The 14,881-nt window shown below is 61.6% G+C and carries 8 protein-coding genes; 3 read left to right on the top strand and 5 right to left on the bottom strand.

The features are described 5' to 3' along the window. Positions 1–265: 265 nt before the first annotated feature. Entirely contained in the window at positions 266–1,105 is an 840-nt protein-coding gene (locus ACFSR7_RS35055; RefSeq protein WP_378169277.1) for an amidohydrolase family protein, read from the top strand. Positions 1,106–1,600: 495 nt separating this feature from the next. Here the strand turns inward: ACFSR7_RS35055 and ACFSR7_RS35050 are convergent, their stop codons facing one another. The 3 genes from ACFSR7_RS35050 to ACFSR7_RS35040 all read right to left on the bottom strand — a co-directional run bounded on the left by ACFSR7_RS35050 (position 1,601) and on the right by ACFSR7_RS35040 (position 8,540). Then, positions 1,601–5,509, bottom strand: coding sequence for a glycoside hydrolase family 9 protein (locus ACFSR7_RS35050; RefSeq protein ID WP_378169276.1), 3,909 nt, complete (start codon positions 5,507–5,509; stop codon positions 1,601–1,603). 616 nt (positions 5,510–6,125) lie between these two features. Then, on the bottom strand, positions 6,126–7,349 hold the full coding sequence (locus ACFSR7_RS35045; protein WP_378169275.1) for a M20 metallopeptidase family protein: 1,224 nt from the start codon (positions 7,347–7,349) through the stop codon (positions 6,126–6,128). 228 nt (positions 7,350–7,577) lie between these two features. Then, a complete protein-coding gene (locus ACFSR7_RS35040) occupies positions 7,578–8,540 on the bottom strand; it encodes an NADP-dependent oxidoreductase (RefSeq protein ID WP_378169273.1) in 963 nt (320 codons plus the stop codon). Positions 8,541–8,691: 151 nt separating this feature from the next. Here ACFSR7_RS35040 and ACFSR7_RS35035 point away from each other — a divergent pair, with 151 nt between their 5' ends. Next, complete coding sequence (locus tag ACFSR7_RS35035; RefSeq protein ID WP_378169272.1) at positions 8,692–9,327, top strand: TetR/AcrR family transcriptional regulator; 636 nt, start codon at positions 8,692–8,694, stop codon at positions 9,325–9,327. A gap of 25 nt (positions 9,328–9,352) precedes the next feature. Here the strand turns inward: ACFSR7_RS35035 and ACFSR7_RS35030 are convergent, their stop codons facing one another. Both ACFSR7_RS35030 and ACFSR7_RS35025 read right to left on the bottom strand, forming a co-directional pair. Beyond that, positions 9,353–10,300 (bottom strand): hypothetical protein, encoded by a 948-nt coding sequence (locus ACFSR7_RS35030; protein ID WP_378169270.1) that lies wholly within the window; start codon positions 10,298–10,300, stop codon positions 9,353–9,355. 66 nt (positions 10,301–10,366) lie between these two features. Then, the gene (locus ACFSR7_RS35025) at positions 10,367–11,191 is read right to left on the bottom strand and encodes an AraC family transcriptional regulator (RefSeq protein ID WP_378169268.1); all 825 of its coding nucleotides are present in this window, start codon (positions 11,189–11,191) and stop codon (positions 10,367–10,369) included. 119 nt (positions 11,192–11,310) lie between these two features. On the opposite strand from ACFSR7_RS35025, the gene lacZ reads away from it, so the two are divergent. Beyond that, positions 11,311–14,463 carry a beta-galactosidase, LacZ type gene (gene lacZ, locus ACFSR7_RS35020; protein WP_378169267.1) on the top strand — a complete coding sequence of 1,051 codons (3,153 nt, stop codon included), beginning with the start codon at positions 11,311–11,313 and terminating at the stop codon, positions 14,461–14,463. Positions 14,464–14,881 lie beyond the last annotated feature (418 nt).

Genomic DNA, 14,881 nt, shown 5'->3' with positions numbered 1-14,881 from the left:
CGCCTGTCGCGACGCAGCGTCTAATAGAGTTTTTGAATGCATCGATCGATAATTATAAAAAGAAGCGACCCTCCGCGGATCGCTCCTCCGCCCGCACCTCCGATTCACGCCACCCACACATTCCGCATTCCACGCCGTCATCTTTTGCCGTTTCGCAGCCGATTGGATTTGTTAATCCTTCAATTCAATTATTCGATTAGACCCGGGCGGAACCGAGGTGATAGATTTTCTAGTAAACGAGCATTGAACAAGGAGGACCCGCGACGTGATCATCGATTTTCGCATGAAGCCGCCGATCCCCGCATGGGAATCGTTATTTGCGGAAGGCAAGGACGCGCTGAGCCGTTTATTGAATTTGCAGGGACTTGAGCCCATACGGTCGGAAACGCTGGACGAGGTCATCCGCGAAGGCGAAGCGCTGGGCATCGCGCACACGGTCATCATGGGACGCGACAACGAGCCGGGATCGTCGAACGAGGAACTGGCAGCCTTCCTGGCGAGCCGTACGGACGACCGGTTCATCGGCTTCATCGGGGCGGACAGCCCGGATGTGGCCGGTGCCGTTGCGGCCATCGATCAGTATGCTGCGACAGGCCTGTTTCGCGGCGTATCGATTAATCCGGCCGTGCTGCAGCCGCGCGTCCCGATCGGTGACGCCTCTTGGGATCCGATCTTTGAAGCTTGCCTCAAGCATGGGCTCCCGCTATCCATCACGCTGAGCGGCTTTCTCGGCCTTGTCGGCCCGCAGGTCGATTTCGATTATGCCAAACCCGGTGGTCTCGCGCGGGCGGCGCGGGCTTACCCCGATCTGAAAATCATCATCTCGCACGGCGCCTGGCCGTTCGTCTCCGATGCGATAGCGCTCGCGATTTTCTGCCCCAACGTATACCTGTCCCCGGATTTGTACCTCGGCTTCCCAGGCAGCAAGCTTTATGTGGAGGCCGCCAATTTTCAACTACGCGACCGGATTCTGTTCGGCACCTGCTACCCCAACGTTCCCTACGATTTTGCCTTGTCCCATTTCCGGAATCAGGACTGGAAGGATGGCGTGCTCGAGCGGATATTGTATCGGAACGGCGCCGAGTTGCTCGGAATCCCCCTCTAATGTGAAAAGATCAGAAATACCGTCAGGGAAAATCGCTCTGTCGGTCTCATTTAGGTTGGCGGATATCCGAAACTCGATTTTTGCGGAACGCCTGTCGACGGCTCATCCGCAGCCGTTCCTACTATAGGTCGGGATATCATTGCCCGCGTTGCTCTTTCGCCGTAATGCCTGCAAATCTACATCTATTTCCGCCGACGTCGGCCCTTTTGTACAGAATAGATGTCAAAGTGCAGTTAATTTCCTTTATCAGCCCCATATTCGGCATGCGCTTTGCATTTACCTGCACATTTGCAGGTATTTCATCAAGCGTCGCGGGTCGGCAGAAAATACATGTACAAATGTTACAAATGCAGGTTTTTCGACCCGCAAAACATCGAAAAGCGCCGGCACGCCGAAAGCGCGTTTACCTGTCGCGAAGAGGCGAAAAAAAGCCGCTGCAGGGTTACCCCCGCGGCGGCTTCTTCGCACATTTTAAACCACTTCGTCCCGTTAAAACTACTGTCCGACGTATACCTTCAGCCAGCCGTCGCCGATGCCCGACTCGTCGATCCACTTGCCGCCGCTGTACTTGCCGTACTTCAGGCTCGCGCTCACCTCGGACGTGCTCCACTCATAGTTGGCGTAGTCCGAGTTTTTGGATTGACCGAGCACGATCGCGTACGTCGTGCCGCTCGCGAGACCGCTGTACGCCAGCGGCACGCTCACGACGGCGAAGTCTTCGCCGATCGCGGACGCTTTGACGGTCGCGGTCGCGAGCGCGCTGCCCGTCGGCTTATTGTCCTTTGTCGCGTACAAGGTAACGACGAGGTCGGCCGGCCCGTTGTACTTTTTAACTTTGACCTCGACCTTCGTCAGCTTCTTGTTGGCGTTGGCTGCGAACGTCTGATAACGCTTGACCTGGTCGCTCGTCTCGCCGAACGTAAAGCCGTCCGTGCCGTTATGCGAGATGTCGATGACGGACGAGGAAGACTGCCCCTGCGTCGTCGCGGTGACCAATGCGCTCCAGCCGCTCGTGCCCGCGGCGTTGACCGCGCGCACGCGGTACTTATGCGTCGAGCTGGCCGTCAGGCCGCTGTGCGTGTAAGACGTGCCCGTCGACGTCACGTACGTCGACGATCCGTCGATCTCGATCTGATAGCCGGTCGCGCCCGTTACGGCCGTCCAGCCGAGCGAGATCGACGTGCTGCTTGCCGCCGTCGCGGTCAGCCCCGTCGGCACGGCAGGCGGCTGCGGCTGATTCTGGCTCGTCGTCGCGGTAGCGAGGGCGCTCCAGCCGCTCGTGCCCGCGGCGTTGACCGCGCGCACGCGGTACTTATGTGTCGAGCCGGCCGTCAGGCCGCTGTGCGTGTAAGACGTGCCCGTCGACGTCACGTACGTCGACGATCCGTCGATCTCGATCTGATAGCCGGTCGCGCCCGTTACGGCCGTCCAGCCGAGCGAGATCGACGTGCTGCTTGCCGCCGTCGCGGTCAGCCCTGTCGGCACGGCCGGCGGCTGCTGCGGATCGGCGCTTTGGGCGACGTATAGTTTCGTCCAGCCGTCTCCAATGTCCGACTCGTCGATATATGCCGAGCCGTTGAACTTGCCGAACTCGATGTCGTTGCTCACATTATAGCCCGCGAGCCACTCGTAGATGTTGTTTTGGCTGCTCGGAGTAGTCTGGCCGAGTACGATCGCGTACTTTTTGCCCTTCTGCAGACCGCTATACTTCAGCGGCGCGGACAGCGCCTTGTAGTCCTCGGTCACTGTGCCCGCCGCGATCGTCGCGGTGGCCAGCGCATTGCCCGTCGGCTTGCCGTCGGCAGCGGTCGCATACAGCGCTACCGTGGCATCGCTCGCATTGCCGAACTTGCGCAGCTTGACCTCGACGCTCGTCAGCACCGGATACATGTCGGCGATAAATGTCTGATAGCGTTTGACCTGGTCGTTCGCCTGGCCGAACGTGTAGCCGCTATCGCCGTTATGCGAGAGATCGATCACATTGGTCGGCGGCGCTACCGGCGTCGTCGCCGTCACCGGCGCGCTCCATGCGCTCGTGCCGCCGAGGTTGATGGCGCGCACCCGGTAGGTGTGCGTAGAGACAGGGTCCAGCCCCTTGTGCTTGTAGGCGGTCTGCTTGGCGTTGTTTACAATCGTGCCGTCCACTTCAAGCTCATACTTTTTCGTGCGGTCGGCAGCATTCCAAATGACGTTCATCACAAATGCGCTTGCCGGTTCGGCTTTGAGGCCGGTCGGCGTTTCGGGAGGCAGCGGCGGCACGGACGTGGTTCCCATCACGAGCGGGCTCCAGGCGCTGGCGCCGATCGCATTTTTCGCCCGCACGCGATACGAATGCTCGGTGCCCGGCTGCAGGCCGTCATGCGTGATGAAGAGCGTCTTCACATTTTCCCGTACGACGCCGTCCAGCTCGACATCGTAGCTCGTCGCGCCTGGAGAGCGGCTCCAGTTCAACTGAATCGCCGTCGTGCTCTCCGCAGCAGTGGCGGTGAGGCCAGTCGGCGTCTGCGGGGCCTGCGCCTGCGCCGCAGGCTCGGGCACGAACTTGGCGAGCAGCTTGATATAACCGGCCTGATAATAGATGCCGTTCTCGGTAATCTCCCAAGATCTCTCGGCCGGATCGTCGTTCGAGGTGGCATTCCAGTCCTTGTACGTCTTCTGGGCCGGCTGATTAAGCGGCGGAGACTGGCTGCCCGTGTATTGCTCGCTCGGACCGCCCGGAAGGAAGCCCGGAGGCGCGTTGTCCCACTGCGTTTTGTCGGCGAACCAGCTATGGTAGATTTGCTTGATCGAATTTTCCGCGCCGTATGCATCCATGTTGGTCAGGTACGTAAAGGCGAACGGATTGACGCCGTGGAAATAGTGCAGTACGTTTTGCGCCTTCTTGTAGAAGTTGTCCCGCTTCTCCGGATTGATATCGTACTGATAGAAGTCATAGGAGGAGGCGCCCGAACGCGCCCTCACCTGCAGGCTGCCCCAGTGGTAGGAGAAGTCCGGCACAAAGGAGCGGTACAGATCGTCGTTGTCCTCGAACGACTGGGAGAAGTCGTGCAGATCGCGGCGCTCCAAAATATGCGCCTTGACCGCCGGATCGGCGTTCGGCAGCGTTGTGTAGAACATGACGCCGTCCGCCTGCTCGCCGAAGTACAGCCCCCAGTACGCATCGGACATCGGCGAGGTCGTCGTATAGTTGGCTTTAAAGTAATCGTGGTAGGTCTGATCGCCCGTCAGCGTAAACAGATAGGCGGACGCGACCGTCGCTACCTGGGCCTGCTTGTCGAGCGGCATGTCGGCGTCACCGACCTCAACATCTCCGTTGTCCACATTCGTTTCCTTCGGATTGTTCTGGTACCATTCCCACGCCCTGATCGCCCGCTCCCGCAGATCGGCCGCGTAGCTCGCCAGCTCCGGGAACTGACGCAGCGTGACCGCCGCATGCGCGAAGTTAAGCGCCGTGACGACCGTCGAGGCGGACGTCTTGGGCAGATAGTAGCGTTGGAAGGTAATTTTACTCGGCCTGTCGTTGTACTCGCCGGTTTTCCCGCTATGCGGGAAGCCCACCTTCATCAGCACGCCGCCGTCTTCCTCCTGCATCTTCTTCAGCCAGTCCAGCTCCCACTTCACCTCGTCGATGACGTCGGGAATGCCGTTGCCGGATTCAGGAATGTTGTAGTCGTCGGTAAAGATGTCCGGCTTCTGCTCGTACGCCGACAGCAGCTCATTGATCGGCTGCGCGGTGTACGTCACGTACTTGTTGTAATCGCCGGCATCCATCCAGCCGCCCGACAGATCGCGCTCGGTGGCGGGATTGTTGCGGTCGAACACGCTGCGGGCCTGCGAATCCTGACCCGGACCTATGAGCGCCGCGTCGTCCGCGAACGCCGCTCCGGCGTGCTGCGCCAGGTGAGGCGTGCCGATCCGCTGATAGTAATACGTCTTGATCGCCGCCTTCAGCACGTCCTTGTAGACGTCGGGCGAGATCGTGAAGTCATAGGATTTGAAATTGTTCGCGGGATCGTAAATATAGTAATCCCCGGTCGCCGTGATTTCGGAAAAATCGAACCACCAGCCGCGGTCGCCCGACTTCTCCTGCGTCTTTCCGTTGTTCCAAACCTTCGGCGCGCCGCTGAACGCGACCGAATCGTCGGACACCCGGCGCACCTCCAGCGTCCCGCCCGGCGTGTAAGCGTCCGCGGCATTGAAGCCGACCTGCGGATCGACGAGCACGGCTACCTTGTCTCCGTCCGGCTGGTAGCCGAACTGGTCGATCATGATATATTTTTGCACAATAGCCCCGGGCACGGCGGCGTCGGCCTTCGCCCCGGGCGCCGGCCAACTGCCCGCGAACAGGCATAGGCTTAACAAGGCCAGCAACAAGCTTTTTTGATTACGTTTGCGTATCTTCATCGGATCTCCTCCATACATGGTCTCGCAAAAATCTTGATAAATAGCGTTGGCACTCTGTTCCCTTTTGCAGCCGATCCCGCAGACACGCGCGTCGGCTCATCAAGCCGTTCATCCGCTTCGACGGTCGCATCCCCTCCCTCTCTTCATCGCGCAAAGTACCGCTAATTTCCATCTGTACCGCGAGCCGGATTTTGCCTTTTTAACGATATCCCCTTCACTCAGGAACGGGCCTCAACCCTTGCATTCCCTGTCTTGATTGGACTATTCTAGCTCCACTGCCTGTCATTCAGACAGTTACGCAGGTCATCGGATTCGTCATCTTTTCCCAGAATCGGACAAGCTTGCTGCGTCATTTCGCCGGGAACAGACACGTGCACGGGAGTAAGGGCAACGGCGATAGCAATGCCGGCTGACTGTCAGCCTGCCTGTCTGTCTGTGGGAAGGGGATACCGTTTAAACGGCGGAGAAGCGTGCGTTCCTGTGGGAAGGGGATACCGTTTAAACGGCGGAGAAGCGTGCGTTCCTGCGCGTGGGGCAGTATCTTCCGATACAACAAAAAAACCGACGCGGGGTCTTGCTTGCGTCGGCTTCACTACGTAAAAGCCTATATGACTCTTTATTCCCAGCCCCGTTCCAAAAAAGCAACGGCCGCCCGCGCGTGCAGCTTGGCTCCGAGCGCGATCGCGCGTTCGTCCAGGTCAAACGACGGATGGTGGAGCGGATGGACGATGCCCCGCGTCTCGTCGCGCACGCCGATGAGCAGCATGGCGCCGGGCGCCTTGTCGAGATAGTAGGCGAAGTCTTCGCCGGCAAGGCTGGGCTGGTCGAGCACGTGAACCTGCTCCGCGCCGAACACGTCCGCGCCCGCCCGCTCGGCAAGCCCGACTGCGGCGGCATCGTTGATCAGCGCTTTGCCCATGCGGAAGCTCGGCTCGACGGTGCCGCCGAAGCGGTCGGCGCAGGCGGCTGCGCAGCGCTCGAGCACGAACCGGATCCGCTTCACCGTCGCATCGCTGAAGGCGCGGTAGGTGCCGAGCACCTCCGCGGTGTCCGCGATTACATTGCCCGCGGTGCCCGCTTGGAGCTTGCCGAAGGCGAAGGACACCGGCTCGAGCGGGTCGGACGCGACCGCGACGGCGCTATTCGCCTCAACGGCGAAGTGCGCGGCCATGAGCAGCGCGTCCGCCGCCAGATGCGGGGCCCCATGATGGCCGGACCGTCCGCGGAACGTGAAGCGGAAATGCGAGGAGGCCGCCATCGCCTCTCGCCGGTGAATCGCCAAGCCGCCGGTTTCCAGTCCCGGCCAGACGTGAATTGCAAAAGCCGCGTCGATGCCGTCCGCCGCCCCGCTCTCGACGAGATCGCGTCCGCCGCTGCGCAGCTCGCCGTCCACCGGACTCGGCGCGGCTCCCTCTTCGGCGGGCTGAAATACGAACCGTACCGTCCCCGCCAGCCGTTCGCGCTCCCGGCTCAGACCGTAAGCGGCCGCGAGCAGCATCGCCGTATGCGCGTCATGGCCGCAGGCATGCATCGCCCCCTCGATCTCGGACCCGTATTCGCGGCCCTCGATCTCCCGGATCGGGAGCGCATCCATGTCCGCTCGCAGCAGCACGGTCCGTCCCGGCTTGCCGCCGCGCAGCACGCCGACGACGCCTTTGCCGAAGTGATCGCCGACGCCCTCCTGCACCTCCAGTCCGTACTCGCGCAGCAGCTGCGCGACGCGTGCGGCCGTCTGGCCGACGTCGAACAGCAGCTCGGGAAAACGGTGAAATTCCCGCCGAAGCGAGATCCATTCCGCCTCCCGCTCCTCGATCGCGCGGCTGACGGCATCGACGTCCAACCCAGCGCCTTCCGGCACAGCGTGAAGGTCTTGCTCCCACCCCGTCGCTTCAGGACTGCACGAGGCTGCCGTTGACACTAGTTTCGCCGATAAAGCCATTTTTCCCACCCGCTTACTATGTTTTGTATGGTCACGACTGTACCACCCCGGCGTCCCGGCGTCAATCTGCGGCCTTATCGGAATTTTCTATCGGTTCGCGCTTCTTCTATATCCAGGAAGCCCCGCCCTCTAAGCGTCGGTTCGAAGCACGATTTTGCCGCGCGCCCGTCGGCTTTCACTTAGCGCATGCGCACTCGCCGCTTCCGCGAGCGGTATCGATGCGCCGATCTCGACCCTTAGATCCCCGGTGACGATCAGCTCTCCGATCCACTTGAGCCTGTCAGCGTCGAATGGCGCCATGCGCAGCGCCTGCACGCGAACCCCGACGTTCTCAGCCAGCTCCGGCGAGTACCGCCCCCAACCGATTGGCACGAGCGTGCCGTCTTTGCGAACGGCCCGGACAAGTTCATCCGTCCGCTCGCCGCCGACCGTATCAATGACAGCGTCCGCCGCTCCCTCGAGCTCTCTCCAATCGTCCGCCGTATAGTCAAAGACGCTGTCGGCGCCGAGCGACTCCGCGAATCCGCGGTTGCCGCCCGACGTCACGCCAATGACGCGAGCGCCTGCGAGCTTTGCGAACTGCACGGCGAAGTGACCGACGCCGCCGGACGCACCGTTAATCAGCGCCGTCCGGCCAGGCGCCAGCAGCGCCTGCTCATGCACGGCGGTCCATGCGGTGAATGCGGACATCGGCACACCCGCGGCTTGTTCGTCGTCGAGCGCCCCCGGCAGCGGCGCAAGCCGTGACTCGGGAACGGCCGCATATTCAGCGTAAGCGCCCGCCGTCGCCGTCATTCCATAGACGCGGTCTCCGGCGCGGTATCGCTCAGCTCCCGGCCCTGCCGCTTCGACGACGCCCGCCAGGTCGTAGCCCGGCGTGAACGGCAGCGTTAGCGCCAGTCCGAACTTTTCCGCCGCCCAGCCCGAGCGCATCTGCCAGTCCCCCGGGTTGACCCCCGCCGCATGCACGCGCACGAGTACTTCGCCCGGCCCCGCGACCGGCCGAGCAACCCGCTCCAAGCGCAGCGTATCGGGCGGGCCGTATTCATGGAAGCGCACTGCGTTCATCCATGCCGTCCTGCACTCGTCCATCTCGTTCCCCTCTTTCCGCTCCATTGTGCGCCAACTGCGCGCTCGCTTATAATGTAGCGTGCCGAACGCATCGCGTTCAATCGACAATAACGGCGATTCGGCCTTTAAACGGACACAACCCCGATATTGTCGGGAAACGGAGGTCTCGGACATGAGGACGGACATGGATGCGGACAGGAGTACGATCGTTAACGCAGCTTCGAATCAACGGGACAGACGTTCCAGAAGGACGGTCAGACTGCTTAAGCAATCGTTCCGCGAGCTGGTCGATGAAAAGGGATTCGAGGCCGTGACGGTGCGGGATATCGCCGAGCGTGCGGACGTCAATCGGGGCACTTTTTATGCCCACTTCCCTGACAAATACGGCCTGCTTGATCTGGTCATCCGCGAAAAGCTGCAGGCGCTGCTCGGCGCCCGGCTCGGGCCGGACGCGGGCTGGCGCCGAAGCGACCTGCGGCTCGCAATCGCGGTCGTGCTCGACCACTTCGCGAATGTGTACGGCGGCTGCCGGCGGCGCGAATCGCTCCATCCGCTGTTCGAGCAGGCAGTCCAACAGGAGTTGGCCGCCCTGTTCGGACGGTGGCTCGCAGCCGTGCCCGCCCCTCCCGAAGCTTGGCCTGTCCCTGCCGCTACCGTCGCGTCTACGACCAGCTGGGCGATCTTCGGGGCGGCCAACGAATGGGCCCGCGAAAAGCAAGCCGTGTCGGCCGAAGATATGTCCGATCGCTTGCTCGCCGTCGTACTCGGCGGCGCCGCGGCGCTGACGCCCGGCGGGCTGCCGGATTGATCGTGATCGGCAGCCCTATGCGTCTCTACTCGACGTCGGGATAGACGGTCGTTCCACCCTCGTCGGTTTGAATTTGAAGGCAGTAATCCTTTCCCGAAGCGAGCGCGTCCGGCAGCTTGCCCTCCACTTTCCACTCGCCGTCGCGCACGTCGGATTTTCCGGTCCATAGGACGGCGTCGCCCTTCGATAGCGTGACGGTCGCCGACTGCGAACGAGCACCGTGGCCGCTGATCGCAAACGCAGCCCCAGGCTTCAATTTATCCGGATATTCGTATTTTTGAACCGGCGACATCCAAGCTTTAAAGTCCTCGTTTAAAAATCGATAAAGCTCGGCGGACTCCGCAAAAACGGCATCGGCCCCCGATTCAGCGGTTTCCTCGATGACGATGCGGTCTAACTCGTCTTCGCAGCTTACATTTGCGTTGCCCTTCTCAGACGTCGTCGCCGTGCAGCGCCAAGCCGGCCGTACGACGACCAGGCGTCCGTCCTGAAGCTCTACGTTAACCGCCATGCTGCGATCTCTGATTGGGATGGTCAGCCCTGTCCCATCGATTGGCCGCGCCGCTTCGATCCAATCGATGATTTGCGAGATACGAGCTGCATCGCGATCCGAATAAAGTGTCGCAGCCAAATTAGACTGAAGGGGCCACGTCATATAGACCCATTTGACATCCGAAGCTTCGACGCGCTCGTTCAGCACACGGGACGCCAACTCCGGCTCTGGTTCGGCCGAAGGACCGACGCTCGGCACCGGCTTGTACGACGGTAAGGCCTCCGGCTTGTACGACGGTAAGGCCTCCGCCTCACCCTCCGTCCGTAGCGCTTCGCCCCTATTCTCCGTGCCGCTGCCGGAATCCGCTCCATTTTGCGCGCCTGACTGACAAGCCGACAATAATATCACCGACGCTAGAGTTGCCACAGCCATCCATCGAATACGGATCCCCGTTCTCTTGCCTTCGCCTTGTCGCTCCACTTCTCATCGCCCCTTTAACCCTTCAACGATACGCGGCGGTTAAAAGTTGCCTTTCGTCGGACTCGCTCAATCGTTTCCCGGCAGCCCGTACAGCCGCCGGAATTGCTCCGGACTGAAGCCCGTCGCCTTCTTGAACACAGCACCGAAATAGCTGGCGTTGTCGAAGCCGACGTCCCGCGCGACCTCGTGCATCCGCCGGCCCGGCGCGCCGAACATAAGCTGCTTGGCCCTTCCGACGCGCTGCAGGTTGACGTATTGCAGCGGCCGCATCTGCACCGTCTTCTGAAACAACCGGCACAAATATTGCGGCGATACCCCTGCAGCCTCCGCCAGCTCCCCGAGCGAGAGCGCCCGGTGGAGGTTGTCTTCGATGTACGCAACGATCGGCTTCATCCGGTTCATGTCCTGCTCCCGGTTGCCTGCCGTCTGCATGCGTCCCAGCTCAAGCAGCAGGGCGTATATGCCGTGCGACCGCTCCAGATTCGCCTCGTACGAGAGCGAGTCGCCCTCGAGCATCGCCGCGAACGGTTCCAGCAGTCCCGCCTCCGCCAGCCGTCCGACTCCGGAAGCGCGCCAACCGGCGTAACGCAGCAGCGCGCCTGCCTCCCGGCCGTTGAACGCGACCCACGCCATCTCCCACGGCTTCGAAACGGGGCGGTACGCATGCGCGACGCCCGGGTACAGGACGAACGCTTCTCCGGGTCCGACGCGGACGGACCGGCCCTCTACGGTATATTCGCCGGCCCCCCGTATCGTCTGATGCAGCTGATAATCGGGAAAGCCTTCCTCGCGCTCGGTCTCGGGCTGATGCTCCCAATAGCCGATCGATGTCACGTACACCGGCAGCAGCGACGTCCGGTCCGTCCGGCAGAACAGCATCTTGCTTTTCAACTGGCATCGCTCGTTTCATATTTTAATAGTTTGGAATAAAATCCTTTTATTTAACCACTCTATCATAGAGTCTATAATGTGAATATATTAACGTCATTAATGGAAGAGGAGCGCTGCCAGTGCGTCAAAAGCTGCAATATACCCCGCCGGCCAACGGCTATCCCGAATGGAACAACAATCCCGACGTCTTCCAGCTGAATCGGATGGAAGCGCATTCCCATATGATGGCCTATACTTCCGCCGAAGGCGTTCTCGCAGGGGATCCGACCGCTTCGCCTTACTTTCTTTCCCTGAACGGCACCTGGAAATTCTCCCTCGCGGACACGCCGGATCAGCGCGCGGCCGATTTTTACCGGACGGATTATGACCTGAGCGGCTGGGCGGACATGCCGGTGCCTTCGCATTGGCAGTTCCAAGGCTACGATTATCCGCAATATACGAATATCCGCTACCCGTGGTCCGAACGCGAGCCCGAGCTGAAGGCGCCGTTCGCGCCCACGGCTTACAACCCGGTCGGCTCCTACGTGCGCTCGTTCGAGGTGCCCGCTTCGTGGACGGGACAGCCCGTATTTTTAAGCTTCCAAGGCGTCGAGTCCGCGTTCTACGTCTGGGTCAACGGCGAACTCGCGGGTTATAGCGAGGATACGTTCACGCCTGCGGAGTTTGATATTACGGCCTACCTGGTCGAAGGGGAAAACAAGCTGGCGGTCGAAGTGTACCGCTGGTGCGACGCGAGCTGGCTGGAGGACCAGGACTTCTGGCGGCTGTCCGGCATTTTCCGCGACGTATATCTGTACTCCGCTCCCACCCTGCGGGTATCGGACTTCTTCGCGAAGCCCACGCTGGATGCGGACTATCGGGACGCGGTGCTGGCCGTGGACGTAAAACTGGAAAACTACTTCGGCAATCGTTATAACGCGAGCCGCCTGGACCTGCAGCTTTACGACGCTTCCGGCAACGCCGTATGGGATGCCGCTCACTCGCTGGCCGTCGCCTCCTCTTCCGAGGAAGTGCTCGCCCTGACGCTGTCCGCCCCGGTGACGGCACCGCTCAAATGGAGCGCCGAAGCGCCTCATTTATACACGCTGGTGCTGTCGCTCTATGGCGACGACGGCGATCTGCTGCATGCGACCGGCTGCCGCGTCGGCTTCCGCGCGTTCGAGCTCAAGGACGGGCTCATGAAGATCAATGGAGAGCGGATTCTTTTCAAAGGCGTGAACCGCCACGAGTTCTCCTGCGACACCGGACGCGCGCTGTCCAAGTCGGACATGATCCGCGACATCCTGCTCATGAAGACGCATAACGTCAACGCCGTACGTACGTCGCACTATCCGAATCAGCCGATCTGGTATGACCTTTGCGACGAATACGGCCTGTACGTCATCGACGAGACCAATCTCGAGACGCACGGCAGCTGGGAGTACGGCCAGGAGGAAGAAAAGGAGTTCAACGTGCCGGGCAGCAAGCCGGAATGGCGGGACAACGTGCTCGACCGCGCCAACTCGATGATGCAGCGGGACAAGAACCATCCGTCCATCGTCATCTGGTCGCTCGGCAACGAGTCGTACGGCGGCGAGAACTTCATCGCCATGCACGATTTCCTGAAGCAGTCCGATCCGTCACGCCTCGTGCATTATGAGGGTACGTTCCATCACAGAGCGTACGATGCCGCGTCGGATATCGAGTCGACGATGTACGCCAAGCCCGCGGATGTCGAGCGCTACGCGCAGAACAAGCCCAAGAAGCCTTATATCTTGTGCGAATACAGCCATGCGATGGGCAATTCCTGCGGCGGCCTGCACCTGTATTGGGAGCTGTTCGACAAGTACGACATCCTGCAGGGCGCGTTCATCTGGGACTGGGTCGACCAGGCGATCCGCACGCGCACGCCGGAGGGCGTCGAGTACCTCGCCTACGGCGGCGACTTCGGCGAGTCTCCGCACGACGGCAACTTCAGCGGCAACGGCTTGCTCTTCGCGGACCGTACGATTACGCCCAAGCTGCTCGAGGTTAAAAAGTGCTACCAGAATGCGGCATGGACGGCGGTCGATCTGCGCGAGGGACGCTTCAGCGTACGCAACAAACATCTGTTCACCGATCTTTCCGCGTACGCGCTGCGCTGGGAGATCGCAATCGACGGCGTAGCGCGAGAGAGCGGCGTGCTGGAGCTGGCGCTGGCGCCGGGCGAGAGTGCCGAGATTATCGTGCCTTATGCGTGGGATGCGCTGCCGGGCGACGGCGAAGCGACGCTGCTGCTGTCGCTCGCCTTGAAGGCCGATACGACTTGGGCCGAGGCGGGTCATGAAGTCGCGTGGGATCAGTTCGTGCTGAAGACGCAAACGGCCGTTATTGCGGGAGCGTCTGCCGATGCACAGGTTGCCGCAGCCGGCGACGGCTCCGCTGTCACAGCAGCTTCGGTAGTCGCTGCCGAGTCCGGCGATGCGCTGACGGTGACGGGCGAGCGATTCGCGCTGCGCTTCGACCGCAAGAACGGCGCGCTGGTCTCCTATGCGGTAGACGGTCGCGAACTGCTCATCGCGCCGCTGCGCCCTAACTTCTGGCGCCCAGAGACCGACAATGACCGCGGCAACAAAATGGGCGAGCGCTGCGCGATCTGGCGCGACGCGGGCCGCACGCTGCAGCTCGTCGGCCTCGACGCGCGCGCGGCCGGTTCATCTTACGTCGTGAATGCCGCTTACCGCCTGGCGAACGATCCGTCGAGCGTGGTCACGCTGCGCTACGAGATTCGTCCGGACGGCGCCGTCGAGGCTACGCAGGAGCTCAGCCCGGGCAGCGACACGCTGCCGGAGTTGCCTGCGTTCGGCCTGATGTTCGAGCTGGGCGGCGGCTTGGACAACGTGTCCTGGTACGGCCGCGGCCCGCACGAGAACCACTGGGACCGCCGCACGAGCGCGCGCCTCGGCCGGTATGCCGGCACGGTTGCCGAGCAGTTCGTGCCGTACCTACGGCCGCAGGAGTGCGGCAACAAAACGGACGTGCGCTTCGCCGAGCTGACCGGCGGCGACGGCAGCGGCCTGCGCTTCGAGAGCGCGCTGCCGTTCGAGCTGAGCGCGCTCCCGTGGACGCCTGCAGAGCTCGAGGCGAGCGACCATGCTTACAAGCTGCCGCCGAGCCGCGGCAGCATCGTGCGCGTGAACTTCAAGCAGATGGGCGTCGGCGGCGACGACAGCTGGGGCGCGCCCACGCACGAAGCCTACACGCTCCCGGCGAACCGGCCGTACGCGTTCCGGTTTACGTTTAAGCCGGTTTGATTGGCAGCTCCAACGCTTATGAGAAAGGCCCGGCGATGCGCTCGCCGGGCCTTTCCTTTTGGAGGCTGGCGCCTTCCGTCACGGCGCCAGTCCCCGCACCTTCCGCTCGCCCTCCTCTCACCTTCCGCTCGCCTTCCTCTCACCTTCCGCTCGCCCTCCTCTCACCTCCCGCTCGCCTTCCACTCCAGCACTCTCGAATTTTCGCCACTCTCGAAAGTTCGCCGAATAGCTGTCAAAAGGCATTTATTTCATCCAAATATCCAGCTTTAATCAAAAATAAAGATTAAAAGGCAGCTATTTCCGCCCTCCACACCTAAATTGCCCCCCATCGGCTCAATTAACTGCCTTCTAACAACTATCGCTCCCCCTATGCCTTCCGTGCACGGAATTAACTGCCTTTTAACAACTAACGCTCACG

The organism is Cohnella sp. GCM10020058, from assembly GCF_042683485.1.
In the GTDB taxonomy this organism is placed as follows: domain Bacteria; phylum Bacillota; class Bacilli; order Paenibacillales; family Paenibacillaceae; genus Cohnella.
This window is presented reverse-complemented; position numbering and strand designations above follow the sequence as displayed.

What these genes read in the sequence shown, in the direction of transcription:
- ACFSR7_RS35050 (WP_378169276.1), bottom strand. Translation starts at nt 5,509, where the DNA reads ATGAAGATACGCAAACGTAATCAAAAAAGCTTGTTGCTGGCCTTGTTA.
- ACFSR7_RS35040 (WP_378169273.1), bottom strand. Translation starts at nt 8,540, where the DNA reads ATGGACGAGTGCAGGACGGCATGGATGAACGCAGTGCGCTTCCATGAA.
- ACFSR7_RS35035 (WP_378169272.1), top strand. Translation starts at nt 8,692, where the DNA reads ATGAGGACGGACATGGATGCGGACAGGAGTACGATCGTTAACGCAGCT.